Here is a 21,960-nt window from a genome sequence, read left to right on the forward strand (position 1 = left end):
GGCGCCCCGAGCGCCGTGCCTCTCTCTGTCATGCCCCTGACCAGTTGCACGGAAATGCTTCCCGCACGGAAAGGAAAGGCTGGATCTCATGTCTCCCATCCCCCGCAGGTCCCTCCTCAAGGCAGCCGCCGTCGCCGGAGCCGCCGCCCAGTTCAGCTGGGCGCTGGGGACCAATGAGGCCCAGGCCGCGCCGAGAGCCGAGGCCGCCGACGCGGACCCGGTGACCCTGGACTGGCTGGAGGACGGCGGCCTCGGCGCCGCACCCGGCTCCACCCTCGGTGTGCCCTGGCCGATGGGCGCCTACCAGGGGGACCAGAAGTTCGCGCTGACGGACGCCGACGGCAAGGACGTCCCCGTACAGTCCTGGCCGATCGCGTACTGGCCGGACGGCTCCCTCAAGTGGACCGCGCACGCGGTCAGTTCCGGCGCCGGGAAGCTCACCCTCACCGCCGGCACCCCCGCCGCCCCGGCCAAGAAGGTCACCGTCGCCAAGAGCGGCGGCACGATCGATGTCTCCACCGGCGTGATCACGGTCAGGATCGGCAAGGACGGCGCCACCCTGATCAAGTCCGTCAAGCGTGGCTCCACCGAGATCGCGAAGAACGGCCGGCTGGTCCTGATCCGTCAGCCCGAGATCGAGGACGAGGACCAGGGCACGGTCAGGACCGAACGCTTCGACGGCGCCATCGGCAACGTCACCGTCGAACAGGAGGGGCCGGTCCGCGCCGTCGTCCGGATCGACGGCAAGCACCGCAAGGGCAGCCGTAGCTGGCTCCCGTTCGCCCTCCGCCTCTACTTCTACGCCGGCGCCGACTCCTTCCGCATGGTGCACACCATCACGTACGACGGGAAGCAGGAGCCCGGCAAGGCGAGCGGCGACTTCATCCGCGGCCTCGGCGTCCGCTTCAGCGTGCCGATGCGCGACGAGTCCTACGACCGCCACATCCGCATCGGCGGCGAGGGCACCGGACTGCTGCGCGAGGCCGTCAAGGGCATCACCGGACTGCGCCGCGACCCGGGCGCGGCCGTCCAGGCCGCCCAGTACGCGGGCGAGAAGCTGCCCGACCCCTCCACCTGGGACCAGCGGGTCACGACCCGGCTCCAGTACATCCCCGAGTGGGGCGACTACACGCTCTCCCAGCTCTCCGCCGACGGCTTCACCCTGCGCAAGCGCACCAAGAAGGGGCACGGCTGGATCGGCGCCGGCGGCGGCAGGAGGGCCTCCGGGTTCGGTTACGTCGGCGGCGTCAGCGGCGGATTCTCCTTCGGCCTGCGGGACTTCTGGGAGAAGCACCCCGCCCAGCTCGACATCCGCGGCGCCCACACCGACGAGGCCGAGGTCACCCTCTGGCTCTGGTCGCCCGAGGCGCAGCCCATGGACCTGCGCTTCTACCACGACGGCATGGACCAGGACACCTTCCCCGAACAGCTCGAGGGCCTCAACATCACCTACGAGGACTACGAGCCCGGCTTCGGCACCCCGTACGGCATCGCGCGCACCTCCGAACTCCTCTTCTGGGCCAACGAGTCCACCCCGAGCCCGGACAAGCTCGCCGAACAGGTCGAGGCCGTGCGTGTGCTGCCCCAGCTCGCCGCCCCGCCGGGGCAGCTCATCAAGGCCAAGGTCTTCGGCCCCGGCCTCTACTCCGAGCCCGACCGCTCCACACCCGCCAAGGCCAAGATCGAGGACCACCTCGACTTCCTCTTCACCTACTACAAGGACCAGGTGGAGCAGCGCCGCTGGTACGGCTTCTGGGACTACGGCGACATCATGCACACCTACGACACCGTCAGACACCAGTGGCGGTACGACATCGGCGGCTACGCCTGGGACAACTCCGAGCTGTCGCCGGACCTCTGGCTCTGGTTCGCCTACCTCCGCAGCGGCCGCGCGGACATCTTCCGCTTCGCCGAGGCGATGACCCGGCACACCGGCGAGGTCGACGTCTACCACCTCGGCAAGTGGGCGGGCCTCGGCACCCGCCACGGCGTCCAGCACTACGCCGACAGCGCCAAGCAGCAGCGCATCGCCAACACCACGTACCGCCGCTACTACTACTTCCTCACCGCCGACGAACGCGTCGGCGACCTCATGCACGCCAACGTCGACTCCGACGAGACCTTCCTCGTCCTCGACCCCATCCGCAAGATCCGCACCGAGCCGTACACGCCCGACCGGCACGCCCTGTCGATCGGCTTCGGCACGGACTGGAGCGGTCTGGTCTCGGCGTGGCTCACGGAGTGGGAGCGCAAGGGCCCCAAGTGGGAGAAGGCCAAGGCGCGCGTGCTGTCGACCATGGAGACGATCGCCGCCCAGCCCAACGGCTTCGTCCAGGGCACCGGTCTCTACGACCTCGACACGGGCAGGTTCGCCGTCGCCGACAAGCCGGTCGTCAGCGTCTCCCACCTCTCCGCCGTCTTCGGCCTCAACGAGCTGTGCGCCGAACTCATCCACCTCGTCGACATGCCCAAGTTCAACGAGGCCTACTTCGACTACTGCCGCTACTTCAACGCCACCAAGGCGGAGCAGAAGGCCCGCTACGGCTCCGACTTCGGCAGCCTGTTGCTCTTCCAGGGCCACTCGCGCCTCGACGCGTACGCGGCCGTGCAGACCGGGGACGAGAAGCTCGCCAAGCGCGCCTGGGACAAGTTCTACAACTCCGACGGCTACAAGGAGTCCGCGCCCTGGAAGACGGAGCGCCTGAGCGGTCCCGCCACCCTGGTCGCGGGCAGTGAGGCCACCTGGGTGTCCACCAACGACACCGCGCTCTACGGGCTCGCCGCCATCGAGAACCTGGCGCTGCTCGGCGACAGGATGCCGTAGCCGGGTTCGGGCGAGCGGAGTCCGTGACGTGCACGGACTCCGCTCGTGCAGCCCTAGGGTCTTTCGTTTGGATCCTGCCGGACCCCGCGAGCCCGGCCTGATCCAAACGAGAAGCCCCCTAGTCGATGATCTGGTGGAAGAACAGCACGGCCGGGGCAACCACCCCTCCTCCGACGCTCACCGCGACGGGCCACGCGTTGCCGGCCAGCGCCGAGAGAACAGTGGCACCGATGCCGACCAGGGCTGCCAGCAGGAAGACGATGGCGGCGCGCTGAGTGAGGAGCGGCCCGTCCCGGCCGGACCGCCGACGGTTGGCCTGTGCCACCTCGATGCTCCTTACCTGACTCCGAGAGCGGGCTCGTGCACGGGTACGTCCCACGGGTCCTGCTCGGGACGCAGGAGCTCGAAGACGACACCGCCGTCACCGCTCGTGCGAACCCCGTGCACAGCCGGTTCGGGCAGGCTGTTGTAGTGGAACGGCGTCGAGAAGTAGTAGGCGCCCGTGTCCGGGACGGCGACGATGTCGCCGGGCTCCAGCAGCGGCAACGCGCGGTCGCGCGCCAGCAGGTCGCCGGCGAAGCAGGCGGGCCCCGCGATGTCCTGGCGGACCGGTCCGCCCCGCTTGGTCCTGCCGCTTGCGTCGTGCGCCTCGATCCGCAGCGGCCAGGCGTCGGGATTGAACACGGTCCGGGTGGCCACCTGCACACCGGCGTGGGTGACCGCGATCGGCCGGCCGCCCACGCTCTTGGTGTACTCGACGTACGCGGCGATGAAACCGTTCTTGGCGAGGACGGAACGCCCGAACTCGGTGACGATCTCGTACCCACCGGAGAACCCGACGGGCTCGGAGAACAACGCGGGCGCGTGGGCACGCAGTTGATCCACGTACATGTCGAAGGACGGTGTGGTCTCGTCGTCGGCGAAGTTGACGGGCAGCCCGCCGCCGATGTCGATGCCGACGACCTGGCGCCGCCCCAGTGAGGCGTTGACCTCCTCGGCGAACGCCACGGCCTGCGCGACCCCCCGTGCCATGAGGTCGAGCGGGCAGCCCTGCGAACCGGCGTGCGTGTGCACCCAGGTGAGCCACGGGCGGTCGTGGTAGGCGCGCAGCAGCTCCCGCCTGCTGCCCGGGTCCGCCAGCGGGACGCCGAACTTGGAGGTGCTGGTGGCCGTGCTCATCGCGGCGATGCTGCCGCCGCCGAGCTGGGAGTTGACGCGCACACCGATCCTCGACACCGGGACGCGGCCGCCGAGTGCCCGGTCGATCCTGGCGAGTTCCTGGTAGTTGTCCGCGTTGATCGTCACACCCAGGTCCAGGGCGCGCCGGAGTTCGGCCTCCGTCTTGGCCGGCGAGTCGAAGACGATCCGCTCCGGCGCGAAGCCGGCGGCCAGGGCGCGGGCCAGTTCACCCGCGGTGGCCACCTCGCAGCCCATGCCGAGCCGTCGCAGCTCCGCCAGCACCGGCACCAGGCTGTTGGCCTTGGCGGCGAAGGCGTGCAGGACGGGCGGCGAGGACGCAGTGGAGGGAAAGGCGCGGTGCAGGGACTCGACCGTCGCGGTGACACCGTCCAGGTCGACGAAGGCGGCCAGCAGGGCTCGTTCGGGGTCCAGCAGTCCCTGCCGTACTGCTTCCTGAAGGATCCGCTCGCGCCGCTCGGCGGCAGGGGTCAGTCCGGTCATGGTGAGCCTTCCTGGGTGGTCTGCGCAGCGCCCGGGACCTTCCGGGGCGCAGTACCAGGCTGCTGTGCGCACCGGGAGGGCGTCTTCGTCGAGTCGTGAAAGCCGCGGGCCTGCCTCACGGCGGTCCGGAGCAAACAACTGCCCTGCCAGGTCTGGCCGTTGTGCGCTTCGACGAAGAAGTGGCCTTTTGATGGTGGAGGCCGACGAGCGGCCGGTCCGGCCGCTCAGACGCGCGTGTCGTCGCCCTCGTCGCTCAGGCGCAACTGCAACTGGGCCAGCAGACGGGCGTCGGGGTCCTCCAGGTCCAGCCCCGACACCTGGGTGATGCGCCGCAGCCGGTAGCGCAGGCTGTTGGAGTGCACGTTCAGCGCGCGGGAGGCGGCGGACACGTCGCCGAAGTGGTCGAGATAGGCGCGCAGGGTCTCCACCAGACAACTGCCGCTGTGCTCCGCGTCGAAAACCCTCAGCCGGGCGACCGAGGTCTGCGGCGGCAGGTCCACCCCGCGCAGGGCGCCGACGACGTGCAGGATGCCGACCGTGTCCGCGACGTCCCCGGTCCGGGCGACCGTGCGCGACCCCGCGGCCTCGGTGAGCGCCCTGAGGGCGAGCTCGGCCGACCGGCGCGACTCGGGCGCCCGCGCCAGCCCGAGGGCCACATCGCCGAGCCCGACCTTCAGCGGCCTGCCGAGGGTGGCCGACAACTGGTGCGCCAGCGATTCCCCCAGCCGGGTCACCTGGCTCTCGGCCTGGCCGGGATCGCGGTCCAGGGCACTCAGCAGCACCAGGATCCTGCCGCCCGCCGGGACGACCACCGCGCGGTGTCCGTAAGCGGCGCAGTGCAGGGTCAGCAGCCCGTGCAGTCCCGACGGATCGTCGTCCCCGTGATCCGCGGTCCCGGTGCCGACGGCCAGGACCGCACACGGCTCCCGCGCCGGCAGCGAGGCCCGTTCCGCGAGCACCTCGACGGATCCGCGGTCCTCCAGCAGCGCGCGAGCCGCGTCCTCGACGAGACGGTCGTCCGAACTGTGGGTGCGGTGGTGCAGCAGATGGGCGGCGGCGGTCCTGGCCGCCGCGCGCAGGGTCTCGGAGGCGTTGGGTGCCAGCGGCCGACCGGCCACCGCGGCCACCCAGATCGACCCGAGCGCCTCCCCGCCCGCCCGCACGGCGCCCACCAGACGCTCCGGGTTCTGCCCGTGCGCCGGCCGGTGCAGTACGTCGTCCCCCGCCCACAGCGCCTGGAAGAACCCGGCCTCACGCATCGCGGCCACCCGCCATGGCGGGACACGGCGACCGAGGATGGTCAGCCGGCGCTGCTCGTCCACGTTCTCCTCGGTGGAGGAGTAGGCCAGCACCCGGGACTCGGTGTCCTCGATGGTCACCGCGCCGCCCACCAGGGCCGCCACGGCGTCGGCCAGCGAGTTGAGATCCCCGAGGCGCGGCCCGCCGAGCCCGGCCATCGGCGGCACGCCCGCCGAGGCCAGCCCCGCCCGCAGCACACCCACCAGATGGGCCCAGGTGCACCAGGCGGTACGGAACAGCAACGCCGTACCGCCCTCCTCGGCGGCCGTCTGAAGGGCTCCCGCGGCGGGCTCGGGCCGGCCCGGTCCGAACACCACGCCCGCCGCACCCGACTCGCCCGCCCGGCGCACGACGTCGACCGCCTGGGCCGAGCGCGGATCGACGCCCACCGCGAGCAGCAGCTCCCGCGGTCTGACCACCGGCTCCAGGAGGTCCAGCACGTTCACGCCGGTGACCGTGGTGCCCAGCCCCTCGGGCGCCGAGTGCAATTCCACTGCGCCCACCCCCACGACGGAGAGCAGCCGCTCCAACGTCACCCGTGTCTCGCCGCCCGCGTCCCCACCGACCGCAACCCCCAGGTCCGTCACGTCGCCCCCCGTCTCGCGCCCCGCCCGGTCCGGCACCGGAGCCAGGAGCGTACACACGCCACCACGCTCGGTGGCCGATCCGGAAAACGTACGACATCACGGTCGAGGCCCGCAGTCGATGCGGGCCAAAACCGGTCGCCCCCGCGCTAGTTCATCCTTCCCAGCACATCCCGCACCCGCCGGACGTCCCGGAGGCGCTGCTCGTACGTCGCACCGAGGGCGAGCAGCAGGAGCCCGGCGAGCGCCGGCGGCACCCAGCGGGGGAGGGCGTCGGCGACCTGGACCAGGTACGGGGCCAGTTCGTGCACCGCGTCCAGGACCAGCGCCGAACCGCCCAGCACCAGGGGAGCGCGCAGCCGGTTCCGGGCGCCCACCAGCGTCACCAGCAGGGCGGCCGCGCCCAGCAGGAGCGGCCGCGTCCAGTGCTGGTCGCCCCAGGCCGCGACGAGGCTCGGCGCGAGCGTGGCGGCGAGCCCCGGGGCGTACGCCGTCCAGGACGAGGCCCGCGGGTCGCGGCGGCGGCGCAGCGCGCCGACGAGCAGGGCCGGGACGGTCACCGGGAGCGTGTACGCCTCCGGGACGGTGACGTCCCAGGCGGCGAGCCTGACCCAGGTGGCCAGCAGGAACAGGGCGGCGGCCGCGTATCCGACCGGCCGGCGCTCGGCACGGACCGCCGTGCCCGCCGTGATCACTCCGCACAGGGCCAGCACCAGGGCCAGCATCGGCAGGTCGGTGACCGCGAGGGCCACGGCGAGCAGTCCGGCGGCGGCGCCCGTCGCCTCCACCGACACGGTGGCGGCGGAGCCACCGAGGCGCGCGGCGAGCAGGGCCGCCGCACCGGGGACCACGAGGACCAGCAGGGCGGTGTACTGCGGCTGCCAGTCCGCCGCCGCGCCCGTCGCGCAGGCGAGCGCGGCGGCGTGGGCGAGCGCGGCCGGGGCCATGACCGGCGTGAGCCGAGGCCGCCCCGACACCGTCACGAAGAGGGCGGTCAGGGCCGACAACACGGTCAGGGTCGCGCTCTGCGCGGCCAACGAGAGGAAGGCGAGGTTGAGCGAGGTAGCCAGGGTGAGGGCGGTGGCGGTCCAGGGCGAGGGCAGGAAGGCGGTTGCCGCAGTGATGACGCCCAGTGTCAACAGAGCTGCCACGTAGGGGAGTTCGAAGACCGCCGGGAGGGCCACGCACGCGGCCCAGGCCAGGACCAGCACGCCGGTCAGCGCCCTCGGACGCCAGGCCGCGTTCCGGACCACCAGGGCGAGCACAGCGGCGACGGCCACCAGGACGAGCACAGCCTGCACCGGGTGAGGCGGCCACGGCGTGTGCACGGTCACCGCGGCACGGGCGTCCGACGGCGCACCCGACCAGGGCCGCTCGACCCAGCCGACCGGACCCAGCAGCGTGACGGTGGCCAACGGCACCGCCCAGAGCAGCGCCAACGCCTGCACCGAGCCGGAGGCCCAGGCGAGGCCGCGCCGCACGGGCTCGGGCAGCGGATTGCGTATCGCCGCCAACAGCGCGACACCGCAAGCCAGATGGGCGGGCACCGCCCAGCCGTCGGGCAGGACCACGCTGAGGACGGCACCGAACGCCGCGACCAGCAGCACACCGCCCGCCAGCGCGTGACCGGTCGCCACGACCGGCTTCGCCGGCCGGCACGCGGCGACCAGGGCGGTCGCCGCCGCGAGGACCAGGAGCGCCGCCGCACGGGCGGCGGCGCCCGGACCGGCCGCTGTCCAGGACAGCCAGCCGGCCGCCAACACGCCCCCACCGCCCAGGCCGTACGCCCCGACGGCGGCGGTGAAGCGCACGGACTTGGCGGTCGTCGTACGCAGGAGCGCCACAGCGGTGTCGAACCCGGCCGTCACCAGAAGGGCGGCCGCCACGCCGTACGTCCCCCAGGAGGCCGCGATCGCCCAGAGCGGGAGCGGCAGTTGGGCCGCCACCAGCGCGAAGGGCAGAGGAAGCCGAAGCCCCGCCGGGCGGGGAAGCGCGGTGGCCTCCGCCGCGGGCTGTACGGCAGTCACCGCGCCGAGCCCGAGCCCGTACCCGGTCCACAGCAGCGCCAACACCGCCGCCGCGCACGCCGTGTACGCCATGCCGTCGGCGTCCGTGAGCGCGGCCTCGTGCAGGGCGTAGGCGTCCAGCACCGTCAGCGCGAGTCCGAGGCCCGCCACCGACTCGGCGGTCGAGCGCAGCCCGCGCAGCAGCAGCGGCACCGGCGCGGCGAGCGCGACCGCCGTGACCGTGCCGAGCACCAGGGCGCGCCCGGCGATATCCATGTGCCCCCAGCTGACCAGCGTGAAGGCCATGGCGGCGATGGTGAGCAGCACGCCGCCGAGCAGGAGCAGCACGTTCTGCACACGCGGGGCGGAGGTCTCGGGGGTGGGTCCGGTGGCGGCCGAGGGGGAGAAAGGAGCCGGCCGCGGCGGCTGGAGGTGGGCGACCAGCCAGGCACGGCGAGCCAGCAACTGGACTCGGCGGGCGTCCAGTTGCCACAGCTCGGCGTCGAGGAGCCGCAGCTCCTCGGCCGGAGGCGGAATGTGCGTCATGCCTCGGAGTGTGTCCTCGGTCACGTCACCAGGCATGAGTGTGCGTACTCAGAACGTACTCAGATACCCGCCCGGGTACGGGCAGACTCTGCCCATGGACTGGACGCACTACCGCTTCCGCAGCCTGTGGACCCTGCCCGCACGCCCCGCCGACGTGTACGACGCGCTGGAGCGCGCCGAGGACTACCCCCGCTGGTGGCGCCAGGTCCGCGAAGTGACCCGGCTCGACGACACCACCGGCGTCATCCGCATCCGCTCACTCCTGCCGTACGACATGACCTTCACCGCGCGCGAAGTGCGCCGCGAGCCCGCGGCGGGTGTTCTGCAGATCGCCATGTCCGGCGACCTCGACGGCTGGGCACGCTGGACGGTCACCCCGGCCGGAACCGGCACCCTCGCCCGCTACGAGCAGGTCGTCGACGTCAACAAGCCGCTGCTCAGGAGGTTCGCCGTCCCCGGGCGGCCGGTCTTCCGCGTCAACCACCGGCTGATGATGCGCGCCGGGCGGCGGGGCCTGGCCGCGTATCTGCAAGCGGTTTGAAGGAAACGCGCGGGGACCTGTATTGTTCAGTCCGTTCCCGGGCGATTAGCTCAGTGGGAGAGCGCTTCGTTCACACCGAAGAGGTCACTGGTTCGAACCCAGTATCGCCCACCGGGAAAGAGCCGGTCCGCATTCCGCGGACCGGCTCTTTGTGTATGCCCGCGGCCGGTTACCCTTCCGATCTTCACGGGCAGGTGGGGTTCCCGTGGTGGGACGGGGGGCACTGCGTTGAGCGTGGCAAAGAGCAGCAAGAGCACTCCCTTTGGGGCGCCGACCCGACGGCGCAGGAACCGCGGTCCGTTCAAAATCCTCTTCACCACCCTGCTGCTCGGCGGAGTGGTCGCCCTCTTCTGGGCGACCGGGAACGAGGAGCGGGTCAACACGATGTGGGTCGGTGCCGAGGTCGCCGAGGACGGCAGCGTCCGCGTCACCGAGGTCATCGACTACGACTTCGGACACCCCGCCGACAGTCGGCACGGCATCTTCCGCGACCTGCCGGACCTGGCCTACGACGAGGACACCGCCAAGGTCGTCGCCACCCTGGACGGCGGCCGGGTTCCATGGGAACTCACGGTCGGCGACCGCTACGAGGCACCGGACGGCCAGCGGAAGATCGCCACCCGCATCCAGGTGGGCGACCCGGACCGCGCCATCACCGGAGTGCACCGCTACCGCATCCAGTACACGCTCACGGACGTCGTCAAGGACGGCAAACTCGCCTGGGACGCGGTCGGTACCGGATGGCGGGTCGACCGCTCCGACGTGGAGATCCACATCGCGGCCCCCTACGACCTCACCGGCACCCGCTGTGTGCGGGGCACCGACGGCTCCGAGCACGCCTGCACGGCCGACAGGGAAGCGCCCGGCCACCTCGGGGTCACGCTCGACAAGCTCAAAGGGAAGGAGGGCGTCACCCTCTACGCCTCCCGTGGACAGGCCTTGGCCGGTGCCGGGCCCGAACTGCCCGCGCCGCCCTCGGGGAAGGCCGTCGGCACGACCGTGGCACACCCCATGTGGGTAGCCCTGGCCGCGCTCGTGCTCGCGCTGGCCTGCGCCGCCGGCACGATCCGGCTGCTGCGTCTCGCGGGGCGCGACCGGCTCGTCGAGGAAGGGCCCGACGGAACGCCCGGCCGCACCCGGCGTGTCAACGTCGACCGGCTCGCCGCCTCGCTCGCCCCGTCTCCGCTTCCTCCGGAGGGTCTGACCCCGGCACAGGGCGGGATCCTGCTCGACGAGAACGTCGAGAACCGTCATCGGGCGGCCTGGCTGCTCGGCGCGGCCATCGACGGCCACATCACGATCGAGGGAGAGGACCGGTGTCCGACGCTGAAACGCCGTGACGCCGGCGACGCACCGGTGGACCCGGACGCTCGGGTCGTCCTCGGCAGCATTTTCGCCGGACGGGACAGGTTCGTCCTGGGCGCGTACGACCCGCAGTTCGCGTCGGCCTGGGAGACCCTCGCCCGCAGGCTGACCCAGTGGCAGAAGGACAGCGGCCTGTGGGAAGCGGCCACCGTGAGGCGCGCCGAACTCGGGCGGATCCAGGGCACCTTCGCCGTCTTGCTCGGATTCGCCGCGACGATCGTCGGAGCGCTGCTCGGCGGAGGCCGGGCCACGGCCGGATGGCCGCTCCTCGCGGTGGGCGTGGTCGCCGTCGGCGCCGGCCTGGCGCTGCGGCTGCGCGGCTGGGAACTGCAGTCCCGCACCCCCCGTGGCGCCGCCCTCTGGCTCCAGGTGGAGGCCCTCCGCCGTTACCTCCTCGACCAGTCCGCGCACCCGGCTGACGAACCCCTCGACGAGGAACGCATGGAGCTGTACACGGCTTGGGCCGTGGCCCTCGACGCGACACACTCCTGGGAACGGACGGTCACCGACTCCACGACCGCCCCCCGCCCCCGCTCCACCCTCGCCTCCCGGATCGGGCCCGCCCTGGCCGTCGGCCTGGTCGCCTCCACCCTGACCTCCAGCGCCGCCCCGGCCTCCAGCGGCGGTGGCGGCGGTGGCGGGGGAGGCGGTGGTGGCGGGGGAGACGTCGGCGGAGGCTCCGGGGGCGGAGGAGGCGGCTCCTGGTGACCCGCGGCTGAGGTACGGCCGCTTCGGTGGCGGCTCCTGGTGATCCGAGGCACGCCTGCCGCGCGTTGCTCCTTCCTACGCCGCCGCCGGCAACTCCCCGCGCAGCGGCCACGACGGGTCCACCGTCTCCTCCGTGCCGCTGCGAGCGAACCACGCCTGCAGGCCGCGTGCCTGGGCCGCGTGCCACACCGCCTGGAGGGTGTGCAGTTCGGCGGGGGAGAGGCGTTCGAGGCGGGGCGCGAAGCGTCGGCCCACGGCTCGGACGACGTCCATCGAGGCCTTCGCGTCCGCGGCCGCGTCGTGCGCCTCGTCGAGCGCGACGCCGTAGTGCGCACACAGGTCGGTGAGTGTGCGGCGGCCCTTGCGGTACCGGTCCAGGTGTTTGTCCAGCACCCGCGGGTCCAGCACCAGCAGCGGCGACGCCTCGAACCAGCGGTTCAGCGACGAGGCGCGGTGCCGCCGCAGCTCGCGGTCCAGGAGCGTCAGGTCGAACGGCGCGTTCATCACCACCAGCGGGCGGCCCGCGGTGGCCTGTTCGGCCAGCAGCTCGGCTATCTCGTACATCACCGGCGCGGGCCAACGGCCGTTGCGGTGCAGATGTTCCTCCGTCAGCCCGTGCACCGCCGTCGCCTCGGCGGGCACCGGCACACCCGGATTCACCAGCCAGCGGCTCACCCGAGGCCGGGCGCCCGCTGCGTCCTGGACGACCAGGGCGGCCGACACGATCCGGTCGGTCTCGACGTCCACGCCTGTCGTCTCCGTGTCGAACGCGGCCAAAGGGCCCTCGTACCAGCACGTCATACCAACACAACCCCTCGTTCACCCACGGCAGCTGACGCACCGTCTTCTGCCTGTTTGGTGATACCCGGGCTGTTTGCGCCGTACGCCGGAAGGACACAACAGGAGTACGGGTCTTTGCAGTTCAGCGGCCCGACACGGGGATTCACCTGGCTGGAAAGGCTGTTCCGTCATGGCGGTAGCGCAGCCCGAGCGGGGCGGGCTGCTGCCCGAGAGCATGGGCCCACATCGCGGCACACTCGCCACCACCGCCTGCATGGAGACACTTCAGGTGGGCTACCTGCACGCCGTCGCGGCGGCCGCCGGCTGCTCGCTGTCCCAGCCGTTCCCGGACAACGGCATCGACTGGCACGTCAGCCACAGCGCCCCCGGGCACACCGTCGACGACGAGGTGACCATCAAGGTGCAGCTGAAGGCCACGTACCAGCTCCCGCCGAACCCGCCCGCCCGTCTCCCACCACCACCCTCAACCGAGGGGCCTTCGGCCCCGCACCCCTCTACTCGCCGGTCCTTCTCCTTCACGCTCGACAACGACCACCTGAGGAAGCTCGCCCGCACCCCGGTCTCGGTGCACAAGATCCTCGTCGTGATGATCGTCCCCCGCTCCCGGGACCAGTGGCTGCGCGCCGGCCACGACCGGCTCGACCTGCGCCACTGCTGCTACTGGGTCAACCTGGCCGGACACCCGATCACCGGCCGGCACCGGACCACCGTGCGGATACCGACCTCACGCATCTTCGACGACCGGGCCCTGTGCGAGATCATGACGCGGGTCGGGACGGGAGGCAGACCATGACCCACCGCCCCCTCGACGAACCACTCCGGCCGGTCCGCGGGCACCCCGAAGAGGACCAGTGGCACCGTCCCCCCGAGCCCGCAGACGTCGACCCCGCCGTCCTGAGCACCCTGCTCCGCCGCCACGGCTGGCAGCGACGCGGCGGAGCCGCCGGACGCTACGGCCGCTGGACCCCGCCCGGACCCGGCGGCAGCGGCACCAGCCTCCTCGTGCCCGAGAGCCGCGCCTTCCCCGACAGCGACGACCTGCTCGGCGAGGCACTCCTCGCCCTGTCCCGCAGCGGCACACCCTCCGCGCGCGAGGTGCTCGTCGCGCTGGCCGTGCCGAGCGACGAGATCCACTGGTGGCGGGACGCCCCGGACGGGCCCGCCGGGGCCACGCCCTGGTCCGTCGAGGAACAACTGCGCGCCGCCGCCCGCCAGATGTTGCTCGCCGGGGCACTCGCCACCCGAGCGCGTGCCGGCTATCACGGCGCCCGCCACCGGCGGACCGCCGCCGAGATGCTGGACGACGTCCTCGTCGGCTCCGCGGCCGGCGGCCGCCGCCTCACGGCCCTCGTGCCGGTCGCCACCGGCCGCCCGCTCGCCGTCCGCCTCCAACAGGCCCTCTACGCCGCCCGCGAGGCCGTCGACTACCAGCGGGCCACCGGCGGCATGGACGCCTTCGACGGCGCCGTCGAGGCCGGCGTCAGCCGCGAGCTCACCGACGCGCTCATCGCCCTCGTACGGGGCACCGAGGGCGCCCGGATCGCCGTCGAGTGGGCGCCCGCCGCCGGTGTCCCCGAGGACTGCGCGGCCACCGCCGACCCCGTCGAGTTCTCACCCGGCGACCTCCCCGTGCTGCGCGAGGCCGGGGCCCGCTATCTGCGCGAGGAGCCGTCCGTGCCGGTGCGGATCACCGGCGCGGTGGTACGGATGCGCAGGTCGGGGCCGCGCGGCGAAGGCTCCGTCAGGCTGCGGGTGCTCGCCGGGGCAGAGGTGCCGTACATACGCCTGACGCTCGACGAGGAGGCGTACCGGATCGCCGGGCACGCGCACCTCGTCGGGCTGCCGGTGAAGGTGCAGGGGCGGCTGGAGCGCAGGGGCGGCTTCCGCAGGCTCACCGGCGCCACCGGCGTCGTACCGGTGCAGGTGGACGAGGCGGAGCGGGACCGGCTCATGAAGTCGGTCCAGGAGAACTCCGAGATCGCGGCCTTCTTCGAGGAGGCCTGCCAAGGGGAGTGATTTCGCCTCGGGTGGTGCGGGGTCGGTACGATCCCCTATTGCGTACGCAATACGTTCAGGGTGCGCTTCCACCTTCAGTCAGGAGAGACCGGTGTCAGACGTCCGTGTGATCATCCAACGCGATTCCGAGCGGGAAGAGCGCACGGTGACGACGGGCACTACGGCCGCGGACCTCTTCGCCGGCGAGCGCTCGATCATCGCCGCGCGGGTGGCCGGAGAGCTGAAGGACCTGTCGTACGTGGTCCTGGAAGGCGACGAGGTCGAGGGCGTCGAGATCTCCTCCGAGGACGGCCTGAACATCCTGCGCCACTCCACCGCGCACGTCATGGCGCAGGCCGTGCAGGAGCTCTTCCCCGAGGCGAAGCTGGGCATCGGCCCGCCCGTCAAGGACGGCTTCTACTACGACTTCGACGTGGCGAAGCCGTTCACGCCCGAGGATCTCAAGGCCATCGAGAAGAAGATGCAGGAGATCCAGAAGCGGGGCCAGAGGTTCGCCCGCCGGGTCGTCACCGACGACGCCGCCCGCGAGGAGCTGTCGGCCGAGCCGTACAAGCTGGAACTGATCGGCCTCAAGGGCTCGGCCTCCTCCGACGACGGCGCGGACGTCGAGGTCGGCGCCGGTGAGCTGACGATCTACGACAACCTGGACGCCAAGACCGGCGAGCTGTGCTGGAAGGACCTCTGCCGCGGTCCCCACCTGCCCTCCACCCGGAACATCCCGGCGTTCAAGCTGATGCGCAACGCGGCCGCCTACTGGCGCGGCAGCGAGAAGAACCCGATGCTCCAGCGCATCTATGGCACCGCCTGGCCGACCAAGGACGAGCTGAAGGCGTACCTCGACTTCCTCGCCGAGGCCGAGAAGCGCGACCACCGCAAGCTGGGCAGCGAGCTCGACCTGTTCTCCATCCCGGAGCAGATCGGCTCCGGCCTCGCCGTCTTCCACCCCAAGGGCGGCATCGTCCGCCGGGTCATGGAGGACTACTCGCGGCGCCGCCACGAGGAGGAGGGCTACGAGTTCGTCTACACCCCGCACGCGACGAAGGGGAAGCTCTTCGAGACCTCGGGCCACCTGGACTGGTACGCCGACGGCATGTACCCGCCCATGCAGCTCGACGAGGGCGTGGACTACTACCTCAAGCCCATGAACTGCCCGATGCACAACCTGATCTTCGACGCGCGCGGCCGCTCGTACCGTGAACTGCCGCTGCGGCTCTTCGAGTTCGGGACCGTGTACCGGTACGAGAAGTCGGGTGTCGTGCACGGCCTGACCCGGGCCCGCGGCTTCACGCAGGACGACGCACACATCTACTGCACCCGCGAGCAGATGTCGGAGGAGCTCGACAAGACGCTCACCTTCGTCCTCGGCCTGCTGCGTGACTACGGCCTGACCGACTTCTACCTGGAGCTGTCCACCAAGGACCCGGAGAAGTTCGTCGGCTCCGACGAGGTCTGGGAGGAGGCCACGGAGACCCTTCGCCAGGTGGCCGAGAAGCAGGGCCTGCCCCTGGTCCCGGACCCGGGCGGCGCCGCCTTCTACGGGCCGAAGATCTCCGTCCAGACCAAGGACGCCATCGGCCGGACCTGGCAGATGTCGACGATCCAGCTCGACTTCAACCTGCCGGAGCGCTTCGACCTGGAGTACACGGGTCCGGACGGCGCCAAGCAGCGCCCGGTGATGATCCACCGTGCCCTGTTCGGCTCGATCGAGCGGTTCTTCGCGGTGCTCCTGGAGCACTACGCGGGCGCGTTCCCGGCGTGGCTGGCGCCGGTGCAGGCGATCGGCATCCCGATCGGCGACGGACACGTCGAGTACCTGGAGAAGTTCGCCTCCGCGGCGAAGCGGAAGGGCCTGCGCGTCGAGGTGGACTCCTCCTCCGACCGCATGCAGAAGAAGATCCGCAACGCCCAGAAGCAGAAGGTGCCCTTCATGGTCATCGCGGGCGACGAGGACATGTCGAACGGCTCGGTGTCCTTCCGCTACCGCGACGGCTCGCAGGAGAACGGCATCCCCTTCGACGAGGCCATCGAGAAGATCGCGAAGGTCGTCGAGGAGCGGACGCAGGTCTGATCAGCAGCCTTGGTGGGGCCCTCGGGGAGTTCAGCTCCCCGAGGGCCTCCCCTCGTCACCCCGTGCGAACACCTGCAGCAGCCACGACGAGAACGACCCCGTCACGGCGCCCAGCAGGGCCAGGCCGCAGCCCGCGAAACCGAGCAGTGAGGTCGACAGGCTCGCGTACAGCATCACCCGCAGGTGCGGGGAGAGGCGGGGCTCTCCCCGGCGGTGCTGGACGGTCTCGTACACCTTGACGATCCTTACGGGCCGCAGCAGGGGCAGTGCCGCCACCACCGTGTCCAGCCAGTGCTGGTGCACGAAGCCCGGCCCCTCGCCGCTGAGCCGCCGGCGCACCGCGTAGTCGACGGCGAACATCGCCCATGTCGCGAAGGTCATCGTCAGACACAGGTCGCGCCAGGGGGCGGGCAGGCCGGCCAGAGAACCCAGACCGCGTACGAGCCGAGAAAGAGCAGCGAGCCCACCCCGAGTGGGATCTCGACCTGGCGTTCCCAGCGCAGCCGCCGGCTGTCGTCGTCCATCGGCCCAGCTTGGCCCGGGGCGGTTCGGCGGTCGCCCCGGCGACACGTCGCGAACGGGCGACGCCATATGCTGCACGCATGACGAGTGAGCCGGAGCAGCAGTGGGGAGTGGGGACCCAGGACGCGTTCCAGCGTCTGTGGACGCCCCATCGGATGGCCTACATCCAGGGCGAGAACAAGCCGACCGGCCCGGGTGCCGACGACGGCTGCCCCTTCTGCTCCATCCCGGCCAAGTCCGACGAGGACGGGCTGATCGTCAGGCGCGGTGAGCAGGTGTACGCGGTCCTGAACCTGTACCCGTACAACGGCGGTCATCTGATGACCGTGCCGTACCGCCACGTAGCCGACTACACCGACCTGACGAAGGCGGAGACCGCGGAGCTCGCGGAGCTGACCAAGCAGGCGATGACGGCGCTGCGCACGGCCTCCGGCGCGCACGGTTTCAACATCGGCATGAACCAGGGCTCGGTGGCCGGTGCGGGCATCGCCGCCCACCTCCACCAGCACATCGTCCCGAGGTGGGGCGGCGACACGAACTTCATGCCGGTCGTCGGCCATACCCGGGTGCTGCCGCAGCTGCTGGCGGACACCCGGAAGATGCTGGCGGAGGCCTGGCCCGTGTAACACCCCCCGACCGGGGCCGTCACGCGTCGTACAGGTCGGCCTTCCTGGGCGACACGTCCTGCACCGCCGTGCTGAGGAAGGCCGAGCGGGTGCCGAACTTCTCGGTGTTCACGCCGTTCTCCTCCAGCACCTTGATCGCCGCCGCGTGCACGACCCGCAGCACGGGCGTCGCGGCGCGCAGGGCGTCGTCGGCCATGAAGCGGTGCCGCCAGGGCTGGTCGGCCCAGGCGTGCCGCAGGCCGAACGGCTCGGGCAGGCCGATGGAGCCGCCGAGCCAGTTCAGCAGCGGCGGGTACCAGGTGAGCGGGGCGCGGACGGCCAGGCGGACCACCTCGTTGGTGCTGACCAGCGGGAGCTTGATCGTGCGGTTCTCCCACGGCTTGAACTGCTTGGCCACCTCCTTGACCGGCGCCTCCGGCTTGGTGGTGAACAGGGAGTTCACCGGGCCGAGCGCGTGGCCGGTGACCTCGATGCGCAGGGTCGCGTGCAGCACGGTCACCGTGATCATCATGGTGATGACGAGCTGGCCGTCCCACAGCGTCCACTGCACGCCCAGGTAGTGGCGGTCACCGGCGCCGAACTGCTGCTTGTTGCAGATGTCCTGTATGGCGTGCGACTTGACCTGGTAGGCCTCGACGTCGGTGCCCTCCGGGCGGGAGACCGCCTTCGCGCCCTCACCGATCGGCGTGACGATCCAGTGCCGTATCGAGGGCTTGGGGAAACCGCCGGTGTTGAGCGGGCCGCGTTCCAGCATGCGCAGCTGGTCGTGGATGGAGCGCACGACGTCCCAGCTGCGGAAGGGGTGGATCTCCCGGGTGGGGTCGGCGGGTACCAGGTCCTCGGCGAGCTGCCAGGCGCCCCAGCGGGTGCCCATGCCGAGTATGCCCTTGGGGCCGGCGTAGAAGACGGAGTTGGACTGCTGCTCGGCGCTGAGCTTGGCCAGCGACTGGCGCAGTTGCTCGGCGGCGGTCTCACGCGGACCGGTGGGCACCGCCTCGGGGACCTTGGCGCCGACGCTGCTGCCCGACAGGAGGCTGTCCCAGCGTTCGCGCAGGTCCCTGGCGGTGCGCTCGCAGATCTGGCGGGCCCAGAACCAGCCGAGCACCGGCATGACCACCGACGCGCGCGCGTACCAGGCCCAGAAGCCGGTGAACGGCATCTTGAGCAGGGCGACCACGGCGAGTGCGCCCATGGCGACGAGCAGGGTGGTGCCGAGCGCGGAGGCCCGCTTGTCGTCACGCCGGTCGATCTGGGTCCGCGCGGTGAAGACGAGCAGCCAGACGAGGAATCCGGGCAGGAACAGCAGCCCGCACAACACCATGACGACGATGAGCTTGTTGTCACGGTCCCGGCGGATGTTGTTGGCCGCGAGGCAGTGCTCGACGACCACCTGGGGCTCGGTGCCGAAGGACTGGATGAGCGGCTTGCGGCCACCGCCCAGCATCCGGCCCACGACCGCGCCCGAGAAGGCCTCGCCGAGGTTGGGCCGGAAGATCGTGGCCCATTTGCGGCCCGAGCTCACGGCCGACTGGTGCCACTCGTTGTCGGCCTTCTTGATCTCCTCGACGGGGCTGTCCCGGTAGGCCGCCGAGGCCAGCGCGAACGTCGCCGTCTGCCCCTCGTCGCCCGTACGCGGCACCTGAGGTCCGAAGATGTCCGCGTAACCGCCGTCAACGGTCATTACCGCCCCCGATCGCCGCCATGCTCGCTCCTGCGGCCTTCCCGACTTCCGTGCTCCGCACACCTGTTGATCAGGTCATCAGCGTATCCGCAGGCACCGGTATCCGTCTGCGGGCGGTCCAAGCCGTTGGCAGAGACGGAAGGGAGCGTTCCCCGCGGGCGACTTGTGCGCGCCGGGCGCCAACCGCGAGACGGCGCGCGCCCCTTCACATCGAAGCGGCGCGCGCCACCGTACTCCTCCCCGCGAACTCCCTACGAGGCCGCGCGTTCCTCGCCCCGGAGCCGTTCGGCGACCTGCGGGGGCATCGGCTCGTGCCGTGCGTACGCGCGGTCGAAACGGGCGGTGCCGTGCGAGAGGGAGCGCAGGTCGACGGTGTACCGGCCGATCTCGATCTCCGGCACCTCGGCACGGATCAGGGTGCGTCCGCCGCTGGTCTGCTCGGTGCCGAGCACCCGGCCGCGCCGCCCGGACAGGTCGCTCATCACGGCGCCCACGTAGTCGTCGCCGACAAGGACGCTCACCTCGGCGACCGGCTCCAGCAGATGGATCCTCGCGTCGGCCGCCGCCTCCCGCAGCGCGAGCGCGCCGGCCGTCTGGAACGCGGCGTCGGAGGAGTCCACGGAGTGCGCCTTGCCGTCCAGCAGTGTGATCCGCACGTCGACCAGCGGGTAGCCCGCGGCAACTCCCCGGGCCGCCTGGGCCCTTACGCCCTTCTCGACCGACGGGATGAACTGCCGCGGCACCGCGCCGCCGACGACCTTGTCCACGAACTCGATGCCCGATCCGCCCGGCAGCGGCTCCACCTCGATCTCGCAGATGGCGTACTGGCCATGTCCGCCGGACTGCTTGACGTGCCGGCCGCGCCCGGTGGACGGGCCCGCGAACGTCTCCCGGAGGGAGACCCTGTACGGGACGACGTCGACCTGGACGCCGTAGCGACTGCGCAGCCGTTCCAGGGCGACGTCCGCGTGTGCCTCGCCGAGGCACCACAGGACCACCTGGTGGGTGTGCTGGTTCTGTTCGAGCCGCATCGTCGGGTCCTCGGCGACCAGCCGGGCGAGGCCCTGGGAGAGCCTGTCCTCGTCCGGTTTGCTGTGTGCCCGGATGGCGAGCGGGAGCAGCGGGTCGGGCATCTGCCAGGGCTCCATCAGGAGCGGGTCGTCCTTGCCGGAGAGGGTGTCGCCGGTCTCCGCCCGGCTCAGCTTCGCCACGCACGCCAGGTCGCCCGCGATGCAGTGCGTCAGCGGTCGCTGCTGTTTGCCGAAGGGCGCGGACAGGGCGCCGATGCGTTCGTCGACGTCGTGGTCCTCGTGGCCTCGGTCGGCGAGACCGTGCCCGGAGACGTGGACCGTCTCGTCGGAGTGCAGGGTGCCGGAGAAGACGCGGACGAGCGAGACGCGGCCGACGTACGGGTCGGAGGACGTCTTCACGACCTCCGCGACGAGCGGTCCCTGCGGGTCGCAGAGCTTCAGCTCGCGCGGCTTGCCGTCGACCGTGGTGACCTGGGGTGCCTCGCGCTCCAGGGGGGTCGGGAAGCCCCTGGTGACCAGTTCGAGCACCTCGACCGTGCCGAGGCCCTGGCGGGCGCCGTCGGCCGCGGGGGCGGCGGCCAGGACCGGGAAGAACGTGCCACGCGCGACGGCCCGCTCCAGGTCCTCCACGAGCGTCCTGAAGTCGATCTGCTCGCCGCCGAGGTAGCGGTCCATGAGCGTCTCGTCCTCGCTCTCGGCGATGATCCCCTCGATGAGCCGGTTGCGGGCCTCCTCGATTCCGGGCAGCTGGTCCTCGCCGGGTTCGGACTCCTTGCGCTCACCGGACGAGTAGTCGAACAGCTTCTGCGACAGCAGCCCGGTCAGGCCGGTCACGGGCGCGTGCCCGTCGGGTCCCTGCGGGCCGCGCAGCGGCAGGTACAGGGGCAGCACGGCGTCGGGGTCGTCGCCGCCGAAGGCCTCGGCGCAGTGCCGTGTCATGTCCTCGAAGTCCGCGCGGGCGGATTCGAGGTGCGTGACGACGATCGCGCGGGGCATGCCGACGGCCGCGCACTCCTCCCACACCATGCGGGTCGAGCCGTCCACGCCGTCCGACGCCGAGACGACGAAGAGGGCGGCGTCCGCGGCGCGCAGACCTGCCCTGAGCTCGCCGACGAAGTCGGCGTATCCGGGGGTGTCGAGAAGATTGATCTTGATGCCGTCCCATGCGACGGGCACGAGGGACAGCTGCACCGACCGCTGCTGGCGGTGCTCGATGTCGTCGTAGTCGGAGACGGTGCCGCCGTCCTCCACGCGGCCCGCCCGGTTCACCGCTCCCGCCGTGAGCGCGAGAGCCTCCACCAGAGTCGTCTTGCCCGATCCGCTGTGGCCGACCAGCACCACATTCCGTACGGACGCGGGGTGGTCGGCCGCCGTAGCCCTGCCGGCGGCTCCGGGATGTGCGTTCGCCTTGTCGCCCATGATCCTGCCTCCCGTGCACGGTGAGGTCACTGTGGGCGCGGACATGCGGATCCGCGTGCGGTTGGCGGCTCCGATGACGCCCGCGGTCCTTCGAGCTTTCCACTGTCGTCACGGTGCGTCCATACGAAGGGCGCGATCGCGCCGTGACCCGGATGCCGTCGGGCCGTGAACGCGATCGCGCCGTGACCCGGATGCCGTCAGGCCGTGACCCGGGGCGCCGGGTGCCCGACGGCCGCACACGCG

Annotated in this window: 14 protein-coding genes, 1 tRNA gene and 1 pseudogene; 8 read left to right on the forward strand and 8 right to left on the reverse strand. The window is 71.6% G+C overall.

Features of this window, described 5'->3' with window-relative positions; genetic code table 11:
• The first annotated feature begins 88 nt into the window (after positions 1 to 88).
• Positions 89 to 2,824 carry an exo-rhamnogalacturonan lyase family protein gene (locus tag AC067M_RS14310; RefSeq protein ID WP_478697298.1) on the forward strand — a complete coding sequence of 912 codons (2,736 nt, stop codon included), beginning with the start codon at positions 89 to 91 and terminating at the stop codon, positions 2,822 to 2,824.
• Between the two features lie 118 nt (positions 2,825 to 2,942).
• Here AC067M_RS14310 and AC067M_RS14315 read toward each other — a convergent pair whose 3' ends face one another.
• The 4 genes from AC067M_RS14315 to AC067M_RS14330 all read right to left on the reverse strand — a co-directional run bounded on the left by AC067M_RS14315 (position 2,943) and on the right by AC067M_RS14330 (position 8,939).
• Positions 2,943 to 3,149: a hypothetical protein gene (locus AC067M_RS14315; RefSeq protein WP_478697299.1), complete on the reverse strand. Its 207-nt coding sequence runs from the start codon at positions 3,147 to 3,149 to the stop codon at positions 2,943 to 2,945.
• Positions 3,150 to 3,160: 11 nt separating this feature from the next.
• Entirely contained in the window at positions 3,161 to 4,504 is a 1,344-nt protein-coding gene (locus AC067M_RS14320) for a type III PLP-dependent enzyme domain-containing protein (protein WP_478697300.1), read from the reverse strand.
• Between the two features lie 224 nt (positions 4,505 to 4,728).
• The gene (locus tag AC067M_RS14325) at positions 4,729 to 6,447 is read right to left on the reverse strand and encodes a helix-turn-helix domain-containing protein (RefSeq protein ID WP_478697301.1); all 1,719 of its coding nucleotides are present in this window, start codon (positions 6,445 to 6,447) and stop codon (positions 4,729 to 4,731) included.
• An 89-nt stretch (positions 6,448 to 6,536) separates the two neighbouring features.
• Positions 6,537 to 8,939: an SCO7613 C-terminal domain-containing membrane protein gene (locus AC067M_RS14330; RefSeq protein ID WP_478697302.1), complete on the reverse strand. Its 2,403-nt coding sequence runs from the start codon at positions 8,937 to 8,939 to the stop codon at positions 6,537 to 6,539.
• A 94-nt stretch (positions 8,940 to 9,033) separates the two neighbouring features.
• On the opposite strand from AC067M_RS14330, the gene AC067M_RS14335 reads away from it, so the two are divergent.
• The 3 genes from AC067M_RS14335 to AC067M_RS14345 all read left to right on the forward strand — a co-directional run bounded on the left by AC067M_RS14335 (position 9,034) and on the right by AC067M_RS14345 (position 11,553).
• Positions 9,034 to 9,480 carry an SRPBCC family protein gene (locus AC067M_RS14335; protein ID WP_478697303.1) on the forward strand — a complete coding sequence of 149 codons (447 nt, stop codon included), beginning with the start codon at positions 9,034 to 9,036 and terminating at the stop codon, positions 9,478 to 9,480.
• A gap of 39 nt (positions 9,481 to 9,519) precedes the next feature.
• Positions 9,520 to 9,591 (forward strand) — tRNA-Val (locus AC067M_RS14340).
• A 123-nt stretch (positions 9,592 to 9,714) separates the two neighbouring features.
• On the forward strand, positions 9,715 to 11,553 hold the full coding sequence (locus AC067M_RS14345) for a DUF2207 domain-containing protein (RefSeq protein ID WP_478697304.1): 1,839 nt from the start codon (positions 9,715 to 9,717) through the stop codon (positions 11,551 to 11,553).
• Positions 11,554 to 11,628: 75 nt separating this feature from the next.
• Here the strand turns inward: AC067M_RS14345 and AC067M_RS14350 are convergent, their stop codons facing one another.
• On the reverse strand, positions 11,629 to 12,354 hold the full coding sequence (locus AC067M_RS14350) for an exonuclease domain-containing protein (protein WP_478697305.1): 726 nt from the start codon (positions 12,352 to 12,354) through the stop codon (positions 11,629 to 11,631).
• A gap of 169 nt (positions 12,355 to 12,523) precedes the next feature.
• On the opposite strand from AC067M_RS14350, the gene AC067M_RS14355 reads away from it, so the two are divergent.
• From AC067M_RS14355 to thrS, 3 genes are all read left to right on the forward strand, one after another.
• A complete protein-coding gene (locus AC067M_RS14355) occupies positions 12,524 to 13,147 on the forward strand; it encodes a DUF4365 domain-containing protein (RefSeq protein ID WP_478697306.1) in 624 nt (207 codons plus the stop codon).
• Positions 13,144 to 14,370: a serine/threonine-protein kinase gene (locus AC067M_RS14360; protein ID WP_478697307.1), complete on the forward strand. Its 1,227-nt coding sequence runs from the start codon at positions 13,144 to 13,146 to the stop codon at positions 14,368 to 14,370. The genes AC067M_RS14355 and AC067M_RS14360 overlap by 4 nt, the downstream gene beginning before the upstream one ends.
• A 91-nt stretch (positions 14,371 to 14,461) precedes the next feature.
• Positions 14,462 to 16,438 (forward strand): threonine--tRNA ligase, encoded by a 1,977-nt coding sequence (gene thrS / locus AC067M_RS14365; RefSeq protein ID WP_478697308.1) that lies wholly within the window; start codon positions 14,462 to 14,464, stop codon positions 16,436 to 16,438.
• Between the two features lie 30 nt (positions 16,439 to 16,468).
• On the opposite strand, the pseudogene AC067M_RS14370 reads toward thrS, so the two are convergent.
• Positions 16,469 to 16,962, reverse strand: a pseudogene (locus AC067M_RS14370) (potassium channel family protein).
• A gap of 78 nt (positions 16,963 to 17,040) precedes the next feature.
• On the opposite strand from AC067M_RS14370, the gene AC067M_RS14375 reads away from it, so the two are divergent.
• Positions 17,041 to 17,586 carry an HIT family protein gene (locus AC067M_RS14375; protein ID WP_478697309.1) on the forward strand — a complete coding sequence of 182 codons (546 nt, stop codon included), beginning with the start codon at positions 17,041 to 17,043 and terminating at the stop codon, positions 17,584 to 17,586.
• 19 nt (positions 17,587 to 17,605) lie between these two features.
• Here the strand turns inward: AC067M_RS14375 and AC067M_RS14380 are convergent, their stop codons facing one another.
• On the reverse strand, positions 17,606 to 19,267 hold the full coding sequence (locus AC067M_RS14380) for a hypothetical protein (RefSeq protein WP_478697310.1): 1,662 nt from the start codon (positions 19,265 to 19,267) through the stop codon (positions 17,606 to 17,608).
• A gap of 251 nt (positions 19,268 to 19,518) precedes the next feature.
• Positions 19,519 to 21,717 carry an elongation factor G-like protein EF-G2 gene (locus AC067M_RS14385; RefSeq protein WP_478697311.1) on the reverse strand — a complete coding sequence of 733 codons (2,199 nt, stop codon included), beginning with the start codon at positions 21,715 to 21,717 and terminating at the stop codon, positions 19,519 to 19,521.
• Positions 21,718 to 21,960 lie beyond the last annotated feature (243 nt).

The sequence above is a fragment of the Streptomyces sp. NPDC043427 genome, assembly GCF_056436655.1.

Excerpts from the sequence above, each read along its gene's own strand:
- AC067M_RS14355 (WP_478697306.1), top strand. The coding sequence starts at position 12,524 with ATGGCGGTAGCGCAGCCCGAGCGGGGCGGGCTGCTGCCCGAGAGCATG.
- AC067M_RS14350 (WP_478697305.1), bottom strand. The coding sequence starts at position 12,354 with ATGACGTGCTGGTACGAGGGCCCTTTGGCCGCGTTCGACACGGAGACG.
- AC067M_RS14335 (WP_478697303.1), top strand. The coding sequence starts at position 9,034 with ATGGACTGGACGCACTACCGCTTCCGCAGCCTGTGGACCCTGCCCGCA.
- AC067M_RS14380 (WP_478697310.1), bottom strand. The coding sequence starts at position 19,267 with ATGACCGTTGACGGCGGTTACGCGGACATCTTCGGACCTCAGGTGCCG.
- AC067M_RS14310 (WP_478697298.1), top strand. The coding sequence starts at position 89 with ATGTCTCCCATCCCCCGCAGGTCCCTCCTCAAGGCAGCCGCCGTCGCC.
- AC067M_RS14330 (WP_478697302.1), bottom strand. The coding sequence starts at position 8,939 with ATGACGCACATTCCGCCTCCGGCCGAGGAGCTGCGGCTCCTCGACGCC.
- AC067M_RS14320 (WP_478697300.1), bottom strand. The coding sequence starts at position 4,504 with ATGACCGGACTGACCCCTGCCGCCGAGCGGCGCGAGCGGATCCTTCAG.
- AC067M_RS14360 (WP_478697307.1), top strand. The coding sequence starts at position 13,144 with ATGACCCACCGCCCCCTCGACGAACCACTCCGGCCGGTCCGCGGGCAC.
- AC067M_RS14375 (WP_478697309.1), top strand. The coding sequence starts at position 17,041 with ATGACGAGTGAGCCGGAGCAGCAGTGGGGAGTGGGGACCCAGGACGCG.
- AC067M_RS14385 (WP_478697311.1), bottom strand. The coding sequence starts at position 21,717 with ATGGGCGACAAGGCGAACGCACATCCCGGAGCCGCCGGCAGGGCTACG.